This window comes from Atlanticothrix silvestris CENA357, assembly GCF_016056295.1.
GTDB classification, from domain to species: Bacteria; Cyanobacteriota; Cyanobacteriia; order Cyanobacteriales; family Nostocaceae; genus Atlanticothrix; species Atlanticothrix silvestris.
On sequence record NZ_JAECZB010000003.1, the window covers coordinates 15,775 to 31,941 of the forward strand.

General features: G+C 37.8%; 14 protein-coding genes. 12 read left to right on the top strand and 2 right to left on the bottom strand.

Annotation, left to right across the window (positions count from 1 at the left end; genetic code table 11):
* The first annotated feature begins 316 nt into the window (after positions 1 to 316).
* From I8751_RS30320 to I8751_RS02270, 4 genes are all read left to right on the top strand, one after another.
* Positions 317 to 445 carry a hypothetical protein gene (locus I8751_RS30320; protein WP_404800413.1) on the top strand — a complete coding sequence of 43 codons (129 nt, stop codon included), beginning with the start codon at positions 317 to 319 and terminating at the stop codon, positions 443 to 445.
* Positions 442 to 636 carry a heavy-metal-associated domain-containing protein gene (locus I8751_RS02260; RefSeq protein WP_214437541.1) on the top strand — a complete coding sequence of 65 codons (195 nt, stop codon included), beginning with the start codon at positions 442 to 444 and terminating at the stop codon, positions 634 to 636. Before I8751_RS30320 ends, I8751_RS02260 begins: the two co-directional genes overlap by 4 nt.
* 192 nt (positions 637 to 828) lie before the next feature.
* Positions 829 to 3,114: a heavy metal translocating P-type ATPase gene (locus tag I8751_RS02265; protein ID WP_214437542.1), complete on the top strand. Its 2,286-nt coding sequence runs from the start codon at positions 829 to 831 to the stop codon at positions 3,112 to 3,114.
* Between the two features lie 19 nt (positions 3,115 to 3,133).
* Positions 3,134 to 3,646, top strand: a complete 513-nt coding sequence (locus I8751_RS02270) for a cupredoxin domain-containing protein (protein ID WP_214437543.1) — start codon at positions 3,134 to 3,136, stop codon at positions 3,644 to 3,646.
* A 199-nt stretch (positions 3,647 to 3,845) separates the two neighbouring features.
* Here the strand turns inward: I8751_RS02270 and I8751_RS02275 are convergent, their stop codons facing one another.
* On the bottom strand, positions 3,846 to 4,277 hold the full coding sequence (locus tag I8751_RS02275; RefSeq protein WP_214437544.1) for a heavy metal-responsive transcriptional regulator: 432 nt from the start codon (positions 4,275 to 4,277) through the stop codon (positions 3,846 to 3,848).
* A gap of 309 nt (positions 4,278 to 4,586) precedes the next feature.
* On the opposite strand from I8751_RS02275, the gene I8751_RS02280 reads away from it, so the two are divergent.
* Positions 4,587 to 5,675, top strand: a complete 1,089-nt coding sequence (locus I8751_RS02280; protein ID WP_214437545.1) for an aromatic ring-hydroxylating dioxygenase subunit alpha — start codon at positions 4,587 to 4,589, stop codon at positions 5,673 to 5,675.
* Positions 5,676 to 6,136: 461 nt separating this feature from the next.
* Here the strand turns inward: I8751_RS02280 and gloB are convergent, their stop codons facing one another.
* A complete protein-coding gene (gene gloB, locus I8751_RS02285; RefSeq protein ID WP_214437546.1) occupies positions 6,137 to 6,910 on the bottom strand; it encodes a hydroxyacylglutathione hydrolase in 774 nt (257 codons plus the stop codon).
* Between the two features lie 551 nt (positions 6,911 to 7,461).
* Between gloB and I8751_RS02290 the strand changes: the two genes are divergently transcribed.
* The 7 genes from I8751_RS02290 to I8751_RS02320 all read left to right on the top strand — a co-directional run bounded on the left by I8751_RS02290 (position 7,462) and on the right by I8751_RS02320 (position 16,156).
* Entirely contained in the window at positions 7,462 to 8,478 is a 1,017-nt protein-coding gene (locus I8751_RS02290) for a glycosyltransferase family 2 protein (RefSeq protein WP_214437547.1), read from the top strand.
* Positions 8,479 to 8,513: 35 nt separating this feature from the next.
* The gene (locus I8751_RS02295; RefSeq protein ID WP_214437548.1) at positions 8,514 to 9,671 is read left to right on the top strand and encodes a glycosyltransferase family 4 protein; all 1,158 of its coding nucleotides are present in this window, start codon (positions 8,514 to 8,516) and stop codon (positions 9,669 to 9,671) included.
* A 167-nt stretch (positions 9,672 to 9,838) separates the two neighbouring features.
* The gene (locus I8751_RS02300; protein ID WP_214437549.1) at positions 9,839 to 12,085 is read left to right on the top strand and encodes an ABC transporter ATP-binding protein; all 2,247 of its coding nucleotides are present in this window, start codon (positions 9,839 to 9,841) and stop codon (positions 12,083 to 12,085) included.
* Between the two features lie 4 nt (positions 12,086 to 12,089).
* Positions 12,090 to 13,295 (top strand): glycosyltransferase, encoded by a 1,206-nt coding sequence (locus I8751_RS02305; RefSeq protein WP_214437550.1) that lies wholly within the window; start codon positions 12,090 to 12,092, stop codon positions 13,293 to 13,295.
* Positions 13,296 to 13,324: 29 nt separating this feature from the next.
* On the top strand, positions 13,325 to 14,284 hold the full coding sequence (locus I8751_RS02310) for a glycosyltransferase family 10 domain-containing protein (protein ID WP_214437551.1): 960 nt from the start codon (positions 13,325 to 13,327) through the stop codon (positions 14,282 to 14,284).
* A 3-nt stretch (positions 14,285 to 14,287) separates the two neighbouring features.
* Positions 14,288 to 15,256, top strand: a complete 969-nt coding sequence (locus I8751_RS02315) for an Npun_R2821/Npun_R2822 family protein (RefSeq protein ID WP_214437552.1) — start codon at positions 14,288 to 14,290, stop codon at positions 15,254 to 15,256.
* Between the two features lie 9 nt (positions 15,257 to 15,265).
* Positions 15,266 to 16,156 (top strand): Npun_R2821/Npun_R2822 family protein, encoded by an 891-nt coding sequence (locus I8751_RS02320; RefSeq protein ID WP_214437553.1) that lies wholly within the window; start codon positions 15,266 to 15,268, stop codon positions 16,154 to 16,156.
* Positions 16,157 to 16,167 lie beyond the last annotated feature (11 nt).

Consider the following 16,167-nt stretch of genomic DNA (forward strand, 5'->3'; position numbering starts at 1 on the left):
ATTTTCTGATAATACTATTTTTTTGAAACTGCCCTAAACATAGCTTCAAAAATCAAGTCGTAAGAATTTAGATAAGCACTCAGCTTAGTTGTCATTGCTTTCAACACAAAAGCTCACTTATGACCCAACTAAAAAGGGTTTTACAATTTTCCCATTCAAGTTTATTTTGAAATGCACCTCTGTGGTTGAGGTCAAAGTTGTAACCAATTTTAAAATTTAGTTTAAGTTTTGTAAATATCTATAGACTCTCTAGTTAACTAGAGAGATTAGGATAAAACTTAAGGCGACTTACAGCAAGAATTAAATGTCTGTGACGATGGCGTGGATGCTTCTCAAGAGGTTTCCCCAACCACAGATTTGCAACTTTGCTGAAGCTATTATCAAAGCGCAAACTGCTGAAATTCAGCAGATGCAGTTATTTTCATTCAACACCGTAAATCTATGACACTCCAACTCACAGTTCCTAACATGGCTTGTTCTGCTTGTGCAAACAACATTACTAATGCAGTGAAGACAATTGATGCTAGTGCGATCGTTCAAGCTGATCCTGCAACCAAGCTTGTGAGTGTAGATACTCAAGCTTCAGCAACAGCAATCAAGGATGCCTTAGCTGCTGCTGGTTATCCAGCAACTTAAAGCCCCGCTGCCGTCCGGTGTCAGTGGTCAGTGTTCAGTAGCAAAAAGAACTAAATACTGATCAGAAACGCGGAATCCCACCCGTTCAAGAGGTGGGATGAGCTTAATTCTTCCTGATTACCTAACTTGGATGGGGTGAGGAAACTTATAGATGACTGTCTTTTTTCAATCAATTACAGTGGTTCACCTATCATGGATACTCTCACACTCAAACTTCGAGGTATGAGTTGCGCCTCCTGCGCCAATAATATTGAACAAGCAATTAGCTCGGTTCCAGGAGTAATGAACTGCAATGTTAACTTTGGAGCAGAGCAAGCCACCATCAGTTATGAGCAACGGCGAACTAACTTGGAAAAAATCCAAGCCGCCATTGACGCTGCGGGATATTCATCTTCTGTACTCCAAGAAGAAATGCTATCAGCAGAAGATGATGTTGAAAAGGCGAGTAGGTTAGCAGAACAGCGTGAACTCACTCTTAAAGTAGTGGTAGGAGCTGTAATCAGTATTTTACTGATGGTAGGGTCGTTACCCATGATGACTGGCTTAAACTTGCCCATAATTCCACATTTTTTGCATAATTCTTGGGTGCAGTTGGTGTTGACAACACCTGTGCAATTTTGGTGTGGTGGTTCTTTTTACCGTAATGGCTGGAAAGCTTTTAAACGCCGTGCGGCGACGATGGATACACTAATTGCTTTGGGTACAGGTGCAGCTTATCTATATTCTTTGTTTGTTACTCTTTTCCCGGCGTTTTTTATTACTCAAGGCTTGGAACCTCATGTGTATTATGAAGTAGCTGCAACTGTAATTACTTTGATTCTACTGGGACGATTATTAGAAAATCGTGCCAAGGGACAAACTTCTGAAGCTATCCGCAAACTTATTGGACTGCAAGCCAGAGATGCTAGAGTCATCCGCGATGGTGTGGAAATGGATATCCCCATTGCAGAAGTTCAAGTTAACGATGTGATTTTAGTACGTCCTGGTGAAAAAATTCCCGTAGATGGCGAAGTGATTACAGGCACTTCAACAGTAGATGAAGCAATGGTAACAGGTGAAAGCTTGCCAGTCCAAAAGCAGCCAGGAGATGAAGTTATTGGGGCAACCATTAACAAAACTGGTAGTTTTCAGTTTCGGGTAACACGAGTAGGTAAAGATACATTTCTATCTCAAATCGTCAAACTGGTGCAACAAGCTCAAGGTTCCAAAGCACCAATTCAGCGGTTGGCAGATCAAGTTACAGGATGGTTTGTACCCGCTGTAATTGCCATTGCGATCGCCACTTTTGTAATTTGGTTTAATTTTATGGGTAACTTTACCCTCGCCACAATTACAACAGTAGGTGTCTTAATTATTGCTTGTCCTTGTGCTTTGGGTTTAGCTACTCCTACTTCTGTGATGGTGGGGACAGGTAAAGGTGCAGAAAATGGCATTTTAATTAAAGGCGCTCAAAGTCTCGAACAGGCACACAAAATCCAAACTATAGTGCTTGATAAAACCGGAACCTTGACTCAAGGTAAACCCACAGTTACCGATTTTGTAGCTGTTAACGGTACAGCCGATCGCAATGAAATTCAGCTTTTACAGTTAGCTGCTTCGGTGGAACGTAATTCTGAGCATCCTTTGGCAGAGGCGGTTGTTAAGTATGCCCAGTCCCAAGAAGTCAGTTTAACAGAAGCAAAGAACTTCCTAGCTAACGCAGGTAGTGGTGTCCAAGCTGTGGTTGCAGAGCGATTTGTACAAATTGGCACACAACGCTGGATGATCGAACTGGGAATTAATACCGACCCAATCCAGCAATACAAAGACGCTTGGGAAGCCGCTGGTAAAACAGTCATTTTGATTGCCGTGGATGGGGAAATTGAAGGAGTAATGGGTATTGCCGATGCGCTCAAACCTTCGTCAGCCGCAGCGGTAAAAGCATTACAAAAGTTAGGTTTAGAAGTAGTAATGCTGACTGGAGATAATCGTAAAACTGCGGAAGCGATCGCACAACAAGTTGGTATTGGGCGAGTTTTTCCAGAAGTGCGACCAGACCAAAAAGCAGCAATTATTCAATTCCTTCAGCAAGAAGGACTGGGGACGCTCAAAAAGCAGGAAAAATCCCTTGTGGCGATGGTAGGTGATGGTATTAATGATGCCCCAGCACTAGCACAGGCAGATGTGGGAATTGCCATTGGGACAGGAACAGATGTGGCGATCGCGGCTAGCGATATCACCCTGATTTCTGGAGACTTGCAAGGAATTACCACAGCAATTCAACTCAGCCGCGCCACCATTCGTAATATCCAGCAAAATCTATTCTTTGCCTTTATTTACAACATCATCGGCATTCCTGTGGCAGCTGGCATTCTTTTCCCGATTTTTGGTTGGTTACTCAATCCGATTATTGCCGGAGCAGCAATGGCTTTATCTTCAGTCTCTGTTGTGACTAATGCTCTGAGATTGCGTAATTTTCAACCAAAAATCACTTCATAATCGCACAGGAGTTTAACCAATGTTCAGCAAAAAAACACTTTGGGGAAGCCTTGCTGGTTTAGGACTGCTTTTAGGAACTACATCAAGTGCAGCGTTAGCAGCAATGCCCACTTCATCAGCTGCACCAAATAGCCAATTTCGCTCTGTTGAGCAACCTTTGGCGTTGAAAGTCGGTGTTGCGATCGGTGGTTTAGCATTAATTGGCGTAGAACTATGGTGGTTTCTTTTCAGTAAATCACCAGCACAAAAAGCTGAAGCACATCAAGGAATTCAAGAATTGACAATCACAGTAGACGGTGGTTATCAACCTTCTCGTGTGGTTGTCAAAGTAGGTCAACCTGTGCGCCTCAATTTCTGGCGAAATGACCCCAGTAGTTGTCTAGAAAAAGTTTTGCTACCTGACTTTCAAATTGCTTCGGATCTGGCTCTTAATCATGTCACACCAATTGAATTTACACCCCTAAAATCAGGAGAATACCAATTTACCTGTGGCATGAATATGTTCAGAGGAATCGTAGAAGTGCAAGATTAAAAGCTCAAGAATATACAAAATTAATAAAGGTGCGTTATGCTGCGTTAACGCACCTTACAAACTTAAGATTTACTTTTACACTTTGGTCAGTGAGACTTTATACCAATTGGGAGCATCACGTTTTGGCAGCCCGGTGTTTCTTTATTAATTACGAATTACGTTAGCGCAGCGGTAGCGAGTCCGCGAGCGTCATTACGAATTACGAATTGGTATTACTACTTGGCTGGATAATCGGACAAATTGTATCTTCTTGATTACCACCTTTATTTTTCCAACCAGAAAGTAATTCTCCAATTTCAGACCGTAAAGTTAACAGCTGATTGATTTGGTAATCAATTTGTGAAAGTTTTTCTTCCAGCTTTTCTTTGATATCCCCACATGGAGGTTGCCCTTGGTCATAAACCTGGAGAATCTCTCCAATTTCTTCTAGGCTCAGACCTAGATGTTGTGCCCTTTTAATAAAGGCTAACCTAGTGATCACATCAAATGAAAATTGGCGAAAGCCCCCCTCTGTGCGTCCTGAAGACTGAATTAAACCTAAAGTTTCGTAATAGCGGATTGTCCTGATGGGGATTCCACTCAAATCTGTTACCTGGCCAATTAAAAGTAGTTTTTCATTCTGAATTAACACGGCAGATTCCCCAATTCTTGTAACTATTATTACATATTTATCAAATTGCTAACTTTTCTAAGAAATTAGCAATTTTTTTTAGCATGAGTATCGTAATTTTTGATTTAATTAGAAATTTTACTAGGTTTTGCTTTTATTTTTAATTATCAAAGTCGTGATTATGTTTTCAGCGTTTATTCAAGAATTAACGTTTTTCAAATTTATTAATTAATTATATAGCTAACTGTCATAGTACTGAAAGTAACTGTTTTTATGAAGTTGTCATGTTACTTCTAGATCAACCGCTTCACTTTAAGCGAAACCCTAAAAATGAATTTCAATTCGCAGACATTTATCTCATCCCGTAAACCTAAAACTTTCAATAACCCAGAGCGTTTTATTGAGGGATGGTATTGGGTAATACCTTCTCGAAATCTGCGGGTGGGTGAAGTAAAACCTATAACTCTTTTGGGCAGAGAACTAGTAGTCTATCGTGGTAAAGATAGAAGAGTAGTTACTTATGATGCTTACTGTCCACACATGGGCGCTCACCTTGCTGAAGGTAAAGTTGAGGGTAATGAGCTACGCTGTATATTCCACCGTTGGAAGTTTGATGGCGAAGGGATATGTGTTGATATCCCCTGTTTGGATGAGCCGCTTCCTCTAAAGTTAAAAACATGGCCTACTGCTGAAAAATACGGCATGATTTGGGTGTGGACTGGAGAATTTCCGCAACAACCTTTACCATTTTTTCCTGAACTAGAACATAAGGATTGTGATGTTACTTTTGGCCCTCGGCTAGTGATGAATTGTCACCCTCATGTCGTGGCAATTAATGGCATTGATGCTCAACACTTCAATACAGTTCACAAGCTGCTATCAGAAATTATTTTTGAAAAACAGGAACTGAATCATAATGCTATTACTTTCAGTAATACTACATATAGTGGTGAAGATTCTTTTTTGATCAAACTTATCCGTCCCTTTTACAAAAATCCTGTCACCTGTAGTATTTGCTATTGGTATGGCACTATTGGCATGGTGACAATTGGTGTTGATTTTTTGCATATCCACGTTATGTATGCCATGCGTCTCCTTGAAGGGGGAAAAACAGAAGCTCAAACCTGGGCAATAATTAAGAAACGTAAAGGGATTTTTGGCTGGTTATACAACCGAATTTTGCTGTGGCTAACTAAAATTGTGGGTAGCCACTTTATCCAAGATGATATTAAGATTTTTCAAACAATTCGGTTTGATTTGAAAACTCCACTCAAGGCAGATCAATCCATTATGCAGTTTATCAATCATCTGGAAAGACAAAAGCCGCTAACGTGGGGGACTTGGAATTTTGTGCGATCGCGAAATGGAGAAATTAAAGAAAACCAGGAAAAATGGCGAGGTGAAATGTCTAACGATTAATAAAAGATAAGTTAAAGAACTAAAAAGTAAACTTCACTTGCTTTTTAGTTTTTTGATTACTTTTTTGCTAAACTACCCTACTTATAAAAAGAAGTGGCGAAGCCACTTCCTAATTCCCAGGTAGAACCTAAGAATGAGTATAACGACTATTAAAATTGAAAATAGTATAAATTAACACTGATTATTTTGATATCTCTGTTATGTTTGCCTGCTGGATGAAAAAATCTTAGTGATTATCCTGCAAATAACTGTACTTTTCAAAAAAATCCAGCCACAAGGGCATAGGAAATTTGGTATGTTTGGGTTTCACTTTGTTCAATCCAGCAAATTAAACTTGCCGCGCTACTACAGTGTTCTTTCCTCCTGCTCTCTGTTGCCATTACTAAGTATTTGTATCAATCTGAATGTGAAACGGTATTAATTCTCCCTTTTGCTTATTGCCTGTTCCCCGTTCCCTTTCATTAAAATTTATCTTTCATTCCCCTTATACGGGCAAATGTTTGTACTGGATCGCTACTTTTAGCGGCGGACTGTAATGATGGTTGTTCCCAACGTAAAAAGGGATTGGTGTCTTTCTCCACACCCAGAAGGGAAGGAACAGTAGCTTCTCCTCGACTGCGGTAAGTCTTCACTTCATCGAAGCGTCTTTGCAAGCCAGTGTTTTGACTATCTACAGTGAGAGCAAATTGCAGATTTTTTAATGTGTATTCGTGGGCACACCAGACACGAGTATTATCTGGTAAAGCTCGCAGTTTACTTAAGGATTCCACCATTTGCGTAGGTGTTCCTTCAAACAAACGGCCGCAACCTCCAGCAAACAGAGTATCGCCACAGAATAAATCGCCTGGTTCACTGGATGTGTTGGGAGGAAAGTAGTAAGCAATGTGAGCGCGGGTATGTCCAGGAACAAAGATAATTTCACCTATGCGATCGCCAAAATGGACGCGATCGCCCTGTTGTAAAAATACCTGCTGTCCAGGAATTCTTCCTTTATCCTCGGCTCCACCATAAACTACTACTTGGGGGAACTGTTCTATTAGCTGCCGATTACCACCTACATGGTCGCTATGGTGGTGGGTGTTGAAAATTGCTACCAACTCTGCCTGTAAGTGTGTAAGCTGTTTAAGTACTGGTTCAGCCTCTGCTGGATCAACAACAGCGGCAATATTTTGTTGAGGGTCGTGCAGCAAGAATATGTAGTTGTCTGAAAGTACTGCTAGACGAATTACCTGCATTACTTCTGCCTCCTTTATAAGTATATATTCGGTATGACTTTATAGCTGTGTACTTCAGTGAGTAACTAAACTAGATGCACTAACTATATTAACTATTTATGGCTTGTTCAGTATAGTTGTAGTACTCTGTTAGCCTTAGCTATGATAATATACAACCGTACTTACACTTAAAGTACAATAAAAAATAGCTAAACCTGGTTTGATTTATCAGTGAAATTTCTCTAGGTAAAAAGCAAATATGAAGTTAAATTTATTGTGTCGTTTTCTATTTTCAAGATACCACTAAAAAGAAATATTTCCAGATACAAGTATTCGTTTTTAACTATCTAATTTAATAAATTGTTGTCTAATTTTAGAGGTAAAAAGTATTTTAATTTTTCTTTGAATATTTCACAATAAAAAATGAGCGATCGCACATCATCAATCAAAAATTAGTTACCAATATTATATCTCTAATCAATTCATAATAATAGGTGAATGCCCACAATTATATTTTAATTATGCTTATTTATTCATCCAATTATGAAAACTGTTAAAGGATTAAACTATCTATGGCTCCATTAGTTTCATTTATTTTACCTTGCTTTAATCGAGCTAACTATTTAGAAAAGTGTGTTACAAGTGTTTTAAACCAAACATTGACTGATTTAGAGTGTCTGATTGTAGATGATGGTTCAACTGATAATACTCGTCAAATTAGTGAAAAATTAGTTAGTAGAGATTCACGAGTCAAGTATTTTTACAAAGAAAATGGAGGAGTCTCATCTGCAAGAAATTTAGGTTTTGCTAAATCTCAAGGTGAGTGGATTCAATGCTTAGATCCTGATGACTGGATTCATGAAAATAAAACCAGATTTCAACTAAATTATTTAAGCAATGGAGCGGCGGAAAATATAATATTTTACTGCGATTATGAAAGAGTATATTTAGATAGCAATCAGAATATTATTAAACGAGAAACAAATATCATTTCTTCTTTAACACAAGAACAATTGATACAACGCCTGCTGCTGCCTGATTTTTTAGCTAATTCTCCATTTCCCTTGCTCCAACAATGTCTACTGATGCATAGAAGTGTTTTCAATAAAAAAATGTTTGATGAAAGCCTTAAGGCTCTTCAAGATAGAGATTTTACATTAGATCTTTTAGTCGCAGGTGTTAATTTTGTATATACACCAATAGTAGGAGCATTTTATACAAAACATGAATCTAACAGAACTAATAATTGGTATTACATGAAAAATTATTATACGATATTATACGAAACTGTTTTTACTAAAAACAAAAATTTGATTTCTTTCTGCCAACCTGGGATAAATTTCTTACTTAAAGAAGCAATTAAGGAAGCAGATAAAAAGAGCTTTGATAGACTCATAAGGATGTTTAAACCTCCTTTTTATTTGTTGAATAAAAATATTAAAGTCAATTATATTATTTTAATTAAAATTATTTATATCATTAGATTAATCATTCCTAAATCATTACTTTATGAACAATACCGAGGGCCACGGCTAAAAAAAATTATCTCTACTTTTTCTGGACTAAAAGACCAAACAAAAATTGTATAAGAGGTGATTTATTACAGGCATAGTGAGTAAATATAATGAAAACTAAAGTTTCGTTAGTTGTTAGTGATTTATCTGGAGGAGGCGCAATTCGAGCATTTTTATTGGGTCAAGTCTTAAACAAGCTCAATTATCAAGTAGAGATTGTAGGATTATTATTCGGTAAAGAACTCTATGCTATTCCTCCGGCTAACACCTCAATTGTTTCCATTGATGGCAAAAAATATCCTGAATTTTTTCTAGCAGCTCAAAAAGTTTTAAAAAAGCTAGATGGAGATATTATTTATGCAGTTAAACCTAAGCCTACAAGTTTTGGTTTATCTTTAGTTAAAAAATTTAGCAGCAGTCGTCCTTTAATTTTGGATATGGATGACTGGGAACTCAGTTGGTATGGAGGTGACAAATGGCAATATCGTCCCAGTTTGAAGCAATTATATAGAGACATATTTAAAAAAGATGGTGCATTAAGATTTCCCGATCATCCGCTTTATCTCAAGTGGATGGAGAGTTTAGTAAATCGTGCAAATGCGATCACAATAGATACTCAATTTCTTCAAGAACGTTTTGGTGGAGTTTACGTGCCTAATGGCAAAGATACTGCCATGTTTGATCCCCATAAATATGACCCTGATGAAAGTAGAAAGCGTTATGGTCTTTCTGAGTATCGAGTTTTGATGTTTCCTGGTGCACCACGACCGCATAAAGGAGTTGAAGATGTTTTAATAGCTTTAGATCAGTTGAATGAGCCAGATTTAAGATTAGTAATTGTAGGTGGTAGTCCTTATGATGATTATGATGATCGCCTCATTCAAAAGTGGGGGCATTGGATTATCAAGTTACCAAAATGTCCGGTGGAAACTATGCCTGATGTGGTAGCAGCAGCTCACGTCCTAGTTGTTCCTCAGCGAGATAATTTGACTGCTCGCGCACAGTTTCCTTTAAAGTTGACAGATGGGATGGCAATGGCTAAACCTGTATTATCAACGCGAGTTGGAGATATTCCCGAAATTTTAGGCGAAACTGGTTATTTGGTTGAACCTGCTGATCCCGAACAAATTGCGAAACAAATTAACTTGATATTTCAGGATTTGGATTTAGCCAATGAACGAGGTAAAAAAGCTAGAGAAAGATGTATAGAAAAATATAGTGTAGAGGCGATGGCTTCTACATTACAGTTATTAATTGCTCAGCTGTAACTTGTGATTTTAGATTATCTTAAATTTAATTTAATTGAGTTCATAGATAATTTATATGGCTTCAATACCAAAGATATATTTATTGTGATTTATTCAATGACTGAATATAGCAATAAATTCAAGAAGAATGTTAATACTAATTAAAGTGTAATCTAAACACCTACCTCATGTCTACCAGAAAACTAATACTAAAATTTGCTAAACCCTATCCAGGTTGGATTTTACTAACGATATTGTTGGGATTTTCTGGAGCCTTATTTAATGGGGTAAGCACAGCTTTAATTGTGCCAGTAATTTTAAGAATTGTAGGGCAAGAAGTCGATTTAACTGGTGCGCCTCCTATTCTCAAAACTGTTATGCAGCCCTTTGATAATATCCCAGAAAATTACCGCATTTTAGTGATGTCTGGGGCAATTATATTGACAATTTGTTTAAAGAATTTGGCTAATTATGCGAGTTCATTAGTATCGAGTTCTTTATCAAGAATGCTGACTTCGGATATCCGAGAAGCCGGATTAAAATTATTACTAGAAATTGATATAGATTATTATGCCAAGATGAAAGTTGGTGATTTAATCAACCGTCTTGGTGGAGAAATCAGCCGGGCTGCAAGTGCTATAAGTAATACAGTCAGATTAATTATTTTAGGGATTACAATTTTAGTATTTGTTGGATTGTTGCTATCAATTTCTTGGCAGTTAACAATTGCAGCGACAATTTTGTTGTCCTTTGTGACATTAATAAATCAATATGCGATTTCCCGTTCCAAGAAGTTTGGTAAGCAGCTTAGTGATATGTCTAAAGCATATTCAATTGCTGTGCTGGAAACTTTGAATGGGATTCGATTAGTTAAAGCAACGGGAAATGAAGAAAGAGAATATCGACGAATTAAGAAACTAATTCGCGATCGCGAAAAAGCCGATTTCCAATCTCAGGTTAATTCCGAAGCGATCACACCTCTCAGTGAGGTCATGGGAATTACCGCCTTATTACTAATTGTATTTTTAAGTAAAACCTTCTTTGCAAACCAGATTGCTTCCCTTTCAGCCGTATTACTGACATATTTATTAATCCTGCTGCGAATGCTACCTTTAATTTCTCAGTTAAATTCTGTTCGTAGTAGCTTTGCCAATACTTCTACTAGTGTAGAAATGGTAACTGAGTTTTTAAATAAGCATGACAAGCCATTCATGAGTAAGGGTGAAGTTCCCTACACAAAATTACAAAAGGGAGTGCATTTTAATTGCCTGTCTTTTGCCTACCCTGGCCATGAAAAGTTAGTACTCAAAGATGTTGACTTATTCTTACCACAAGGTACTACTCTGGCGCTGGTTGGCGGTTCTGGTGCTGGTAAATCAACCCTAGCAGACTTATTGCCTAGATTTTATGATCCCTTATCTGGCTGTATTACCATCGACGGTAGGGATCTACGTGACTTCGATTTGATATCTGTGCGGAAGAGGATGGGAATCGTTAGTCAAGATACCTTTCTTTTCAACGACTCGGTACGAAATAACATTGCCTACGGACAACTTGAGGCTACTGAAGATGAAATTATCACCGCAGCCAAGCGAGCAAATGCCTATGAGTTTGTGAGCAAATTACCAAAGGGATTTGACACCCTAATTGGCGATCGCGGCGTGATGTTGTCTGGTGGACAAAGGCAAAGATTAGCGATCGCCCGCGCCTTGCTACAAAATCCAGACATTTTGATTTTAGATGAAGCGACCAGTGCTTTAGACACTGTTTCCGAACGCTTGGTACAAGCTGCACTCGATGATCTTAGTCGCGATCGCACAACGTTGGTAATCGCTCACCGCCTTTCAACAGTACAACAAGCTGATCAAATTGCTGTATTAGAACAAGGACAGGTGGTAGAGGTAGGAACTCACGACGAACTTTTACAAAAAAATGGTTACTACTCACGCCTCTACTCGATGCAATTTGGCGATCGGGCAGAAACTACGATTAAACAGCAACAAAGTTTAGTCCGTATCGGTCACGAAATTCGCACACGGCTGAATTCTATGATTGGTTTCCTGCTCTTATTACTAGATGATATGGTGGATAATCCCCAAGAACGGCAAGAATTAATCGAAGATTCTTATAAATCTGCCTTTAGCATTGTCAATGCAATTGATGTTTTAGAAGATATTGTTAACCTGCAAATGAAAACACAATTACACACATTTTCAGGTATCAATCGCAATGGAACTAACCATCATCAAAACTTTGCTCACTTCGCCGTTAAGTTCCAAGAGTATCTCAAGCCTATGCGTAGTTCTATCCACTCTGTAGCTGAGAATTTGATGGAGATGCCCCCAGAAGAACATGAATTAATTGCAGAAGCTTATCAACTGGCAATTCATCTACTTAATAATTTAGAGAATTTTGAAAGTATTATTAAAAATTAAAACAATGAGCAATATTAAAAAACATTATATTTTCTTTATTCAAGAAGAATTACCCAAGCCAGAGGCTCACTTGGTACAGGCGACAAATGCAGCTAATGGAGCAGCTAACTTGGGTTATTCAACCGTTTTAATATATCCCCAAAAAGGATTAAGAACGATGAATTTAGTTAATTTAGCTCGTCCTTTTCAACCCCAAAAAACGCCAGAAATAATCGTTAAATATTACAACCTGCATGACAAGTTAAAAGTTGCTACCTTACCAATGCCTTGGCCGATTGATCATTTTCATAACAAATTTACTAACTCCAATACTATTGCTGCAAAATATTATTTTCCTATTCATATATTCCCTACTACTAAACTTGTTCATAGTCGCAATTGGAATTTAGTCAAGGCTGCTATTAAACACGGCGTTCCTGCAATTTACGAACATCACCACCATGAAGATAAACAATTTGAGCCAGAAATTGTCAACAGCCCGCTGCTACAAATTGCTGTCACAGTTGTAGATTCTATCCGTGAAACCATGATTAAAAATGGTATGCCACCAACAAAAGTGATTAAGCTACACAATGGTTTTAATCGCTTATTTATGCTGAGACAGTCAGAGAAAGCATCAGAATGGCGAGAAAAATTACTGACAAGTGGACGTAGCCAATTAGTAGTTTATGCAGGTGCATTAAAACAATTTAAAGGTATTGATGTGCTAATTGATGTTGCTAGCCAAATGCCAGATGTGCAGTTTGTATGTGCAGGTGGTAAATCAATAGAGGTAGAACATTATCAACAATTAGCAACAGCAAAACAGGTTAACAATATTGTGTTTTTAGGCTACATCTTGCATGAGCAATTAGCATCTTTACTACAAGCAGCTGATGTTTTAGCTCACCCTCATTGTTCAGGAAATGCTGCAACTTTTACATCTCCTTTGAAATTGTTTGACTATTTAGCCTCTGGAAATCCGATTGTGGCCACAGAAATTCCTTCCTTAACTGAGTTTAAAAATACCCAGGCGATCGCTGCTTGGTGTGAGCCAGATAATCCCTATAAATTTGCAGAAGCTCTCAGGCGAGTTTTAGAAACTTATCCTCGAAAAGTAGAAGGATATGCAGAAATTATTGAATTTGTGCAGCAATTCTCTTGGGAAAATCGAGCCGAAAAAATTCTCAGTTATGTCGATGAATCTTTACATCCATCACTCATCGCTTAGGTTGCTATAAATAACTCATATTGCATCAAATGAATCTAAAAACCGTAGGTATGATTAGCAGCTATCGAGGTCTTGATCAAAGAGCCGATTGGTTGTGGCAACAAAGTCCCCATCAATTTGGTGTTTGGGACAATATCCAAATTCAGGCACTTGCAGAAAAACCAGATTTTCTGCTTATGTATCAGTTTGATTTTCCTCAACCTTCCCAGCAGCGATCGTGGTTAGATAAATGGCGACGAAAACCGCAAAAACCAGAATTAAATATTAACTCTAGCCTGCGCGATGTTCCCAAAGATCGGGTAATTTATCTTTTGCGGGAACCACCATTGAGTGAGGTAATAGAAATCAATAAACGCAACTATCAAGAAGCACAAAAATATTGCGGTTATATTTCTGGCCCTGATGATTTTGTTCCTATTCCAGACTATATGCCTGCAATCTGGTACCATAGCAACTCATTTCGAGAATTAAATGAAATGCCACCACCAGAAAAAATTGTTCCTTGCAGTTGGGTAACTTCTGGTATTAGTCGCACAGCTAATCATCGCCAGAGATTAGAGTTTTTACAGTTGTTGCAATCAAGTGATATTAAGTTTGATTTGTATGGACGTGACTTACCTGGATGGGCAAAAAAATCTGGAGAATTGGGTAATAAATGGTATGGCATGGCACCTTACTATTACAATCTGGCAATTGAAAATTATGCTGAAAATAATTGGTATGTCAGCGAAAAAATGTGGGATGCCTTGCTAGCATGGTGTTTGCCAATTTACTATGGTGGCCCAGCGGCTGATAAATTATTACCACCTGGTAGTTTTTTGCGCTTACCCAGCTTGGATGCCAAAGGTATTGCTTATATTCAAGAAATGACTGCTACTCCTGATGCTTGGTATGCTGCCAAAGATGCGATCGCCGAAGCACGTCAAATCATTTTACACAAACTCAATCTCCTGAATTGGTTGTCAAATTTTGTTGCTCAACACTCATAAATTATGAATGGCATTTGCACCCTTGGCAATGATTATGTTTTTGATCAACTTGTTGCTTTGCTAAATAGTATTGATGCAATATTAGGAGCCGAAACTCCTGTTTGTATCTATCCTTTTGATGAGCAAATGCAGCGCATTTCTAAAGAAATATCCCAGCGCCCTAATGTATTTATTTACGATAATCAAGATGTAATCAACCGCTGGGATCAATTTATGTTAGAGGCTAGCCCCGCTAGCATGAACAGAGATAAATATAGAATTTATGGCGGTCATCGACGATTTTGCGCCTTTGATGGCCCCTTTGATAACTTTATTTATATGGATGCTGATACTCTAGTGATGAATTCACTAGATTTGGTTTTTGAAAAGTTGAATGAGTATGATTGTGTAGTCTACGATTTTCAATTTAAACATCCAGACAAAGTTTATAACATAAATTCATCTAAATTATTCAAAGTTTTTGATGAAGAACGTATTCAAAAAGAAATATTTTGTTCAGGATTTTACGCTTCTAAAAAAGGTCTCTTTCCTGAAGAACAAATAGCAAAATTATCATTTTATCTAAAAGCCGGTGAGCAGGAAATACTTTATCCTACCGGAGACCAGCCAGTTCTCAACTATATGTTTATGAGATCGGGTATACAAGTTTATAACTTGGCTCATTACTTACCAAATAACCAAATAACTGGATGTTCCGTTACTTCTAAACATTTTGAAGAAAAAGATAAAATTTTGTACGACCAAGATAATCGATTAACTTACATCCATTATATTGGTATTCCTCCCAGAGTTAATCAAGCAGTGTGTGCTGGAGAAAATATAGATTTTCCCTATCGGGATTTATTTCTTCACTACCGTTATCTTCACGAACCCAATAAACGTCCTATCTTTAAAAATACTCCAAAACCTTATAATGCTCCACCACCAAATTTGCTAACAAGAGCTTTAAAGAAAATCAACTTTATTAACTAAGGATAATTTATGAATCGGGGAATTTATATAGTTGCTAATGATCGGGTAATTGATAATGCGATCGCACTACTCAATAGCATTCGCTGTTACGATGCGGAAGTTTTAGTTTATCTCATACCATTTAATGAAAATTATCACAAAGTTTTAGATACACTTGCAACTTTACATAACGTCCAAATTTTTCCTAATCTCCAACTTATTGAACAATTTACCAACCGCATAGGAGAAATTTTTGACAGAGATTTTTTAGCCTTACCTAACAAAATGCGAAAGTTAGTTGCGTGGTTTGGCCCTTTAGACGAATTTATTTATATTGATACAGATATTGTTGTTTTTGAAAAAATTGCTGACAACTTAGACAAACTTGCAGAAGTTGACTTCTTTTGTTGTGATTATCACCACGCTAATGATAAATTACGAAATATTTTTTCTCCTTTGGTAAAAGAACAGAAAATTTTTACCGATGAGCAATTAGAAGACGTTTTTAACAGTGGCTTTTGGGCTTCCAGAAAGGGAGTTATTACTGAGCAACAAATGGATGACGCTTTGTGCGAGTGTGCTATGCATCGCGAATACTTTGATTTTTCTGAAGGTGTCACAGACCAACCAATTCTCAATTATCTTGTTCTCAAACTTATTTCTAAACGTGGCAATCTTGTCAAAATTCCAGGAGGAGGCCCTGGTAGCTGGGCAGGTTCTCGAAATTTCCAGCAGCGAGAGTATGTCCTCTATGACCGAGGACAGCAACTAAAATATCTCCACTGGGCTGGCACACGGATGAAAACTGGTAGCCCCTATTGGGAATTGTGGGAACACTATCGCTATCTACATGAAGGTAGATTGGCCTTTGTACCAAAACTGACTCGCCGTTTATTTCCCTTTATTGTTGCCCGCACTTGATATTAGGAGTA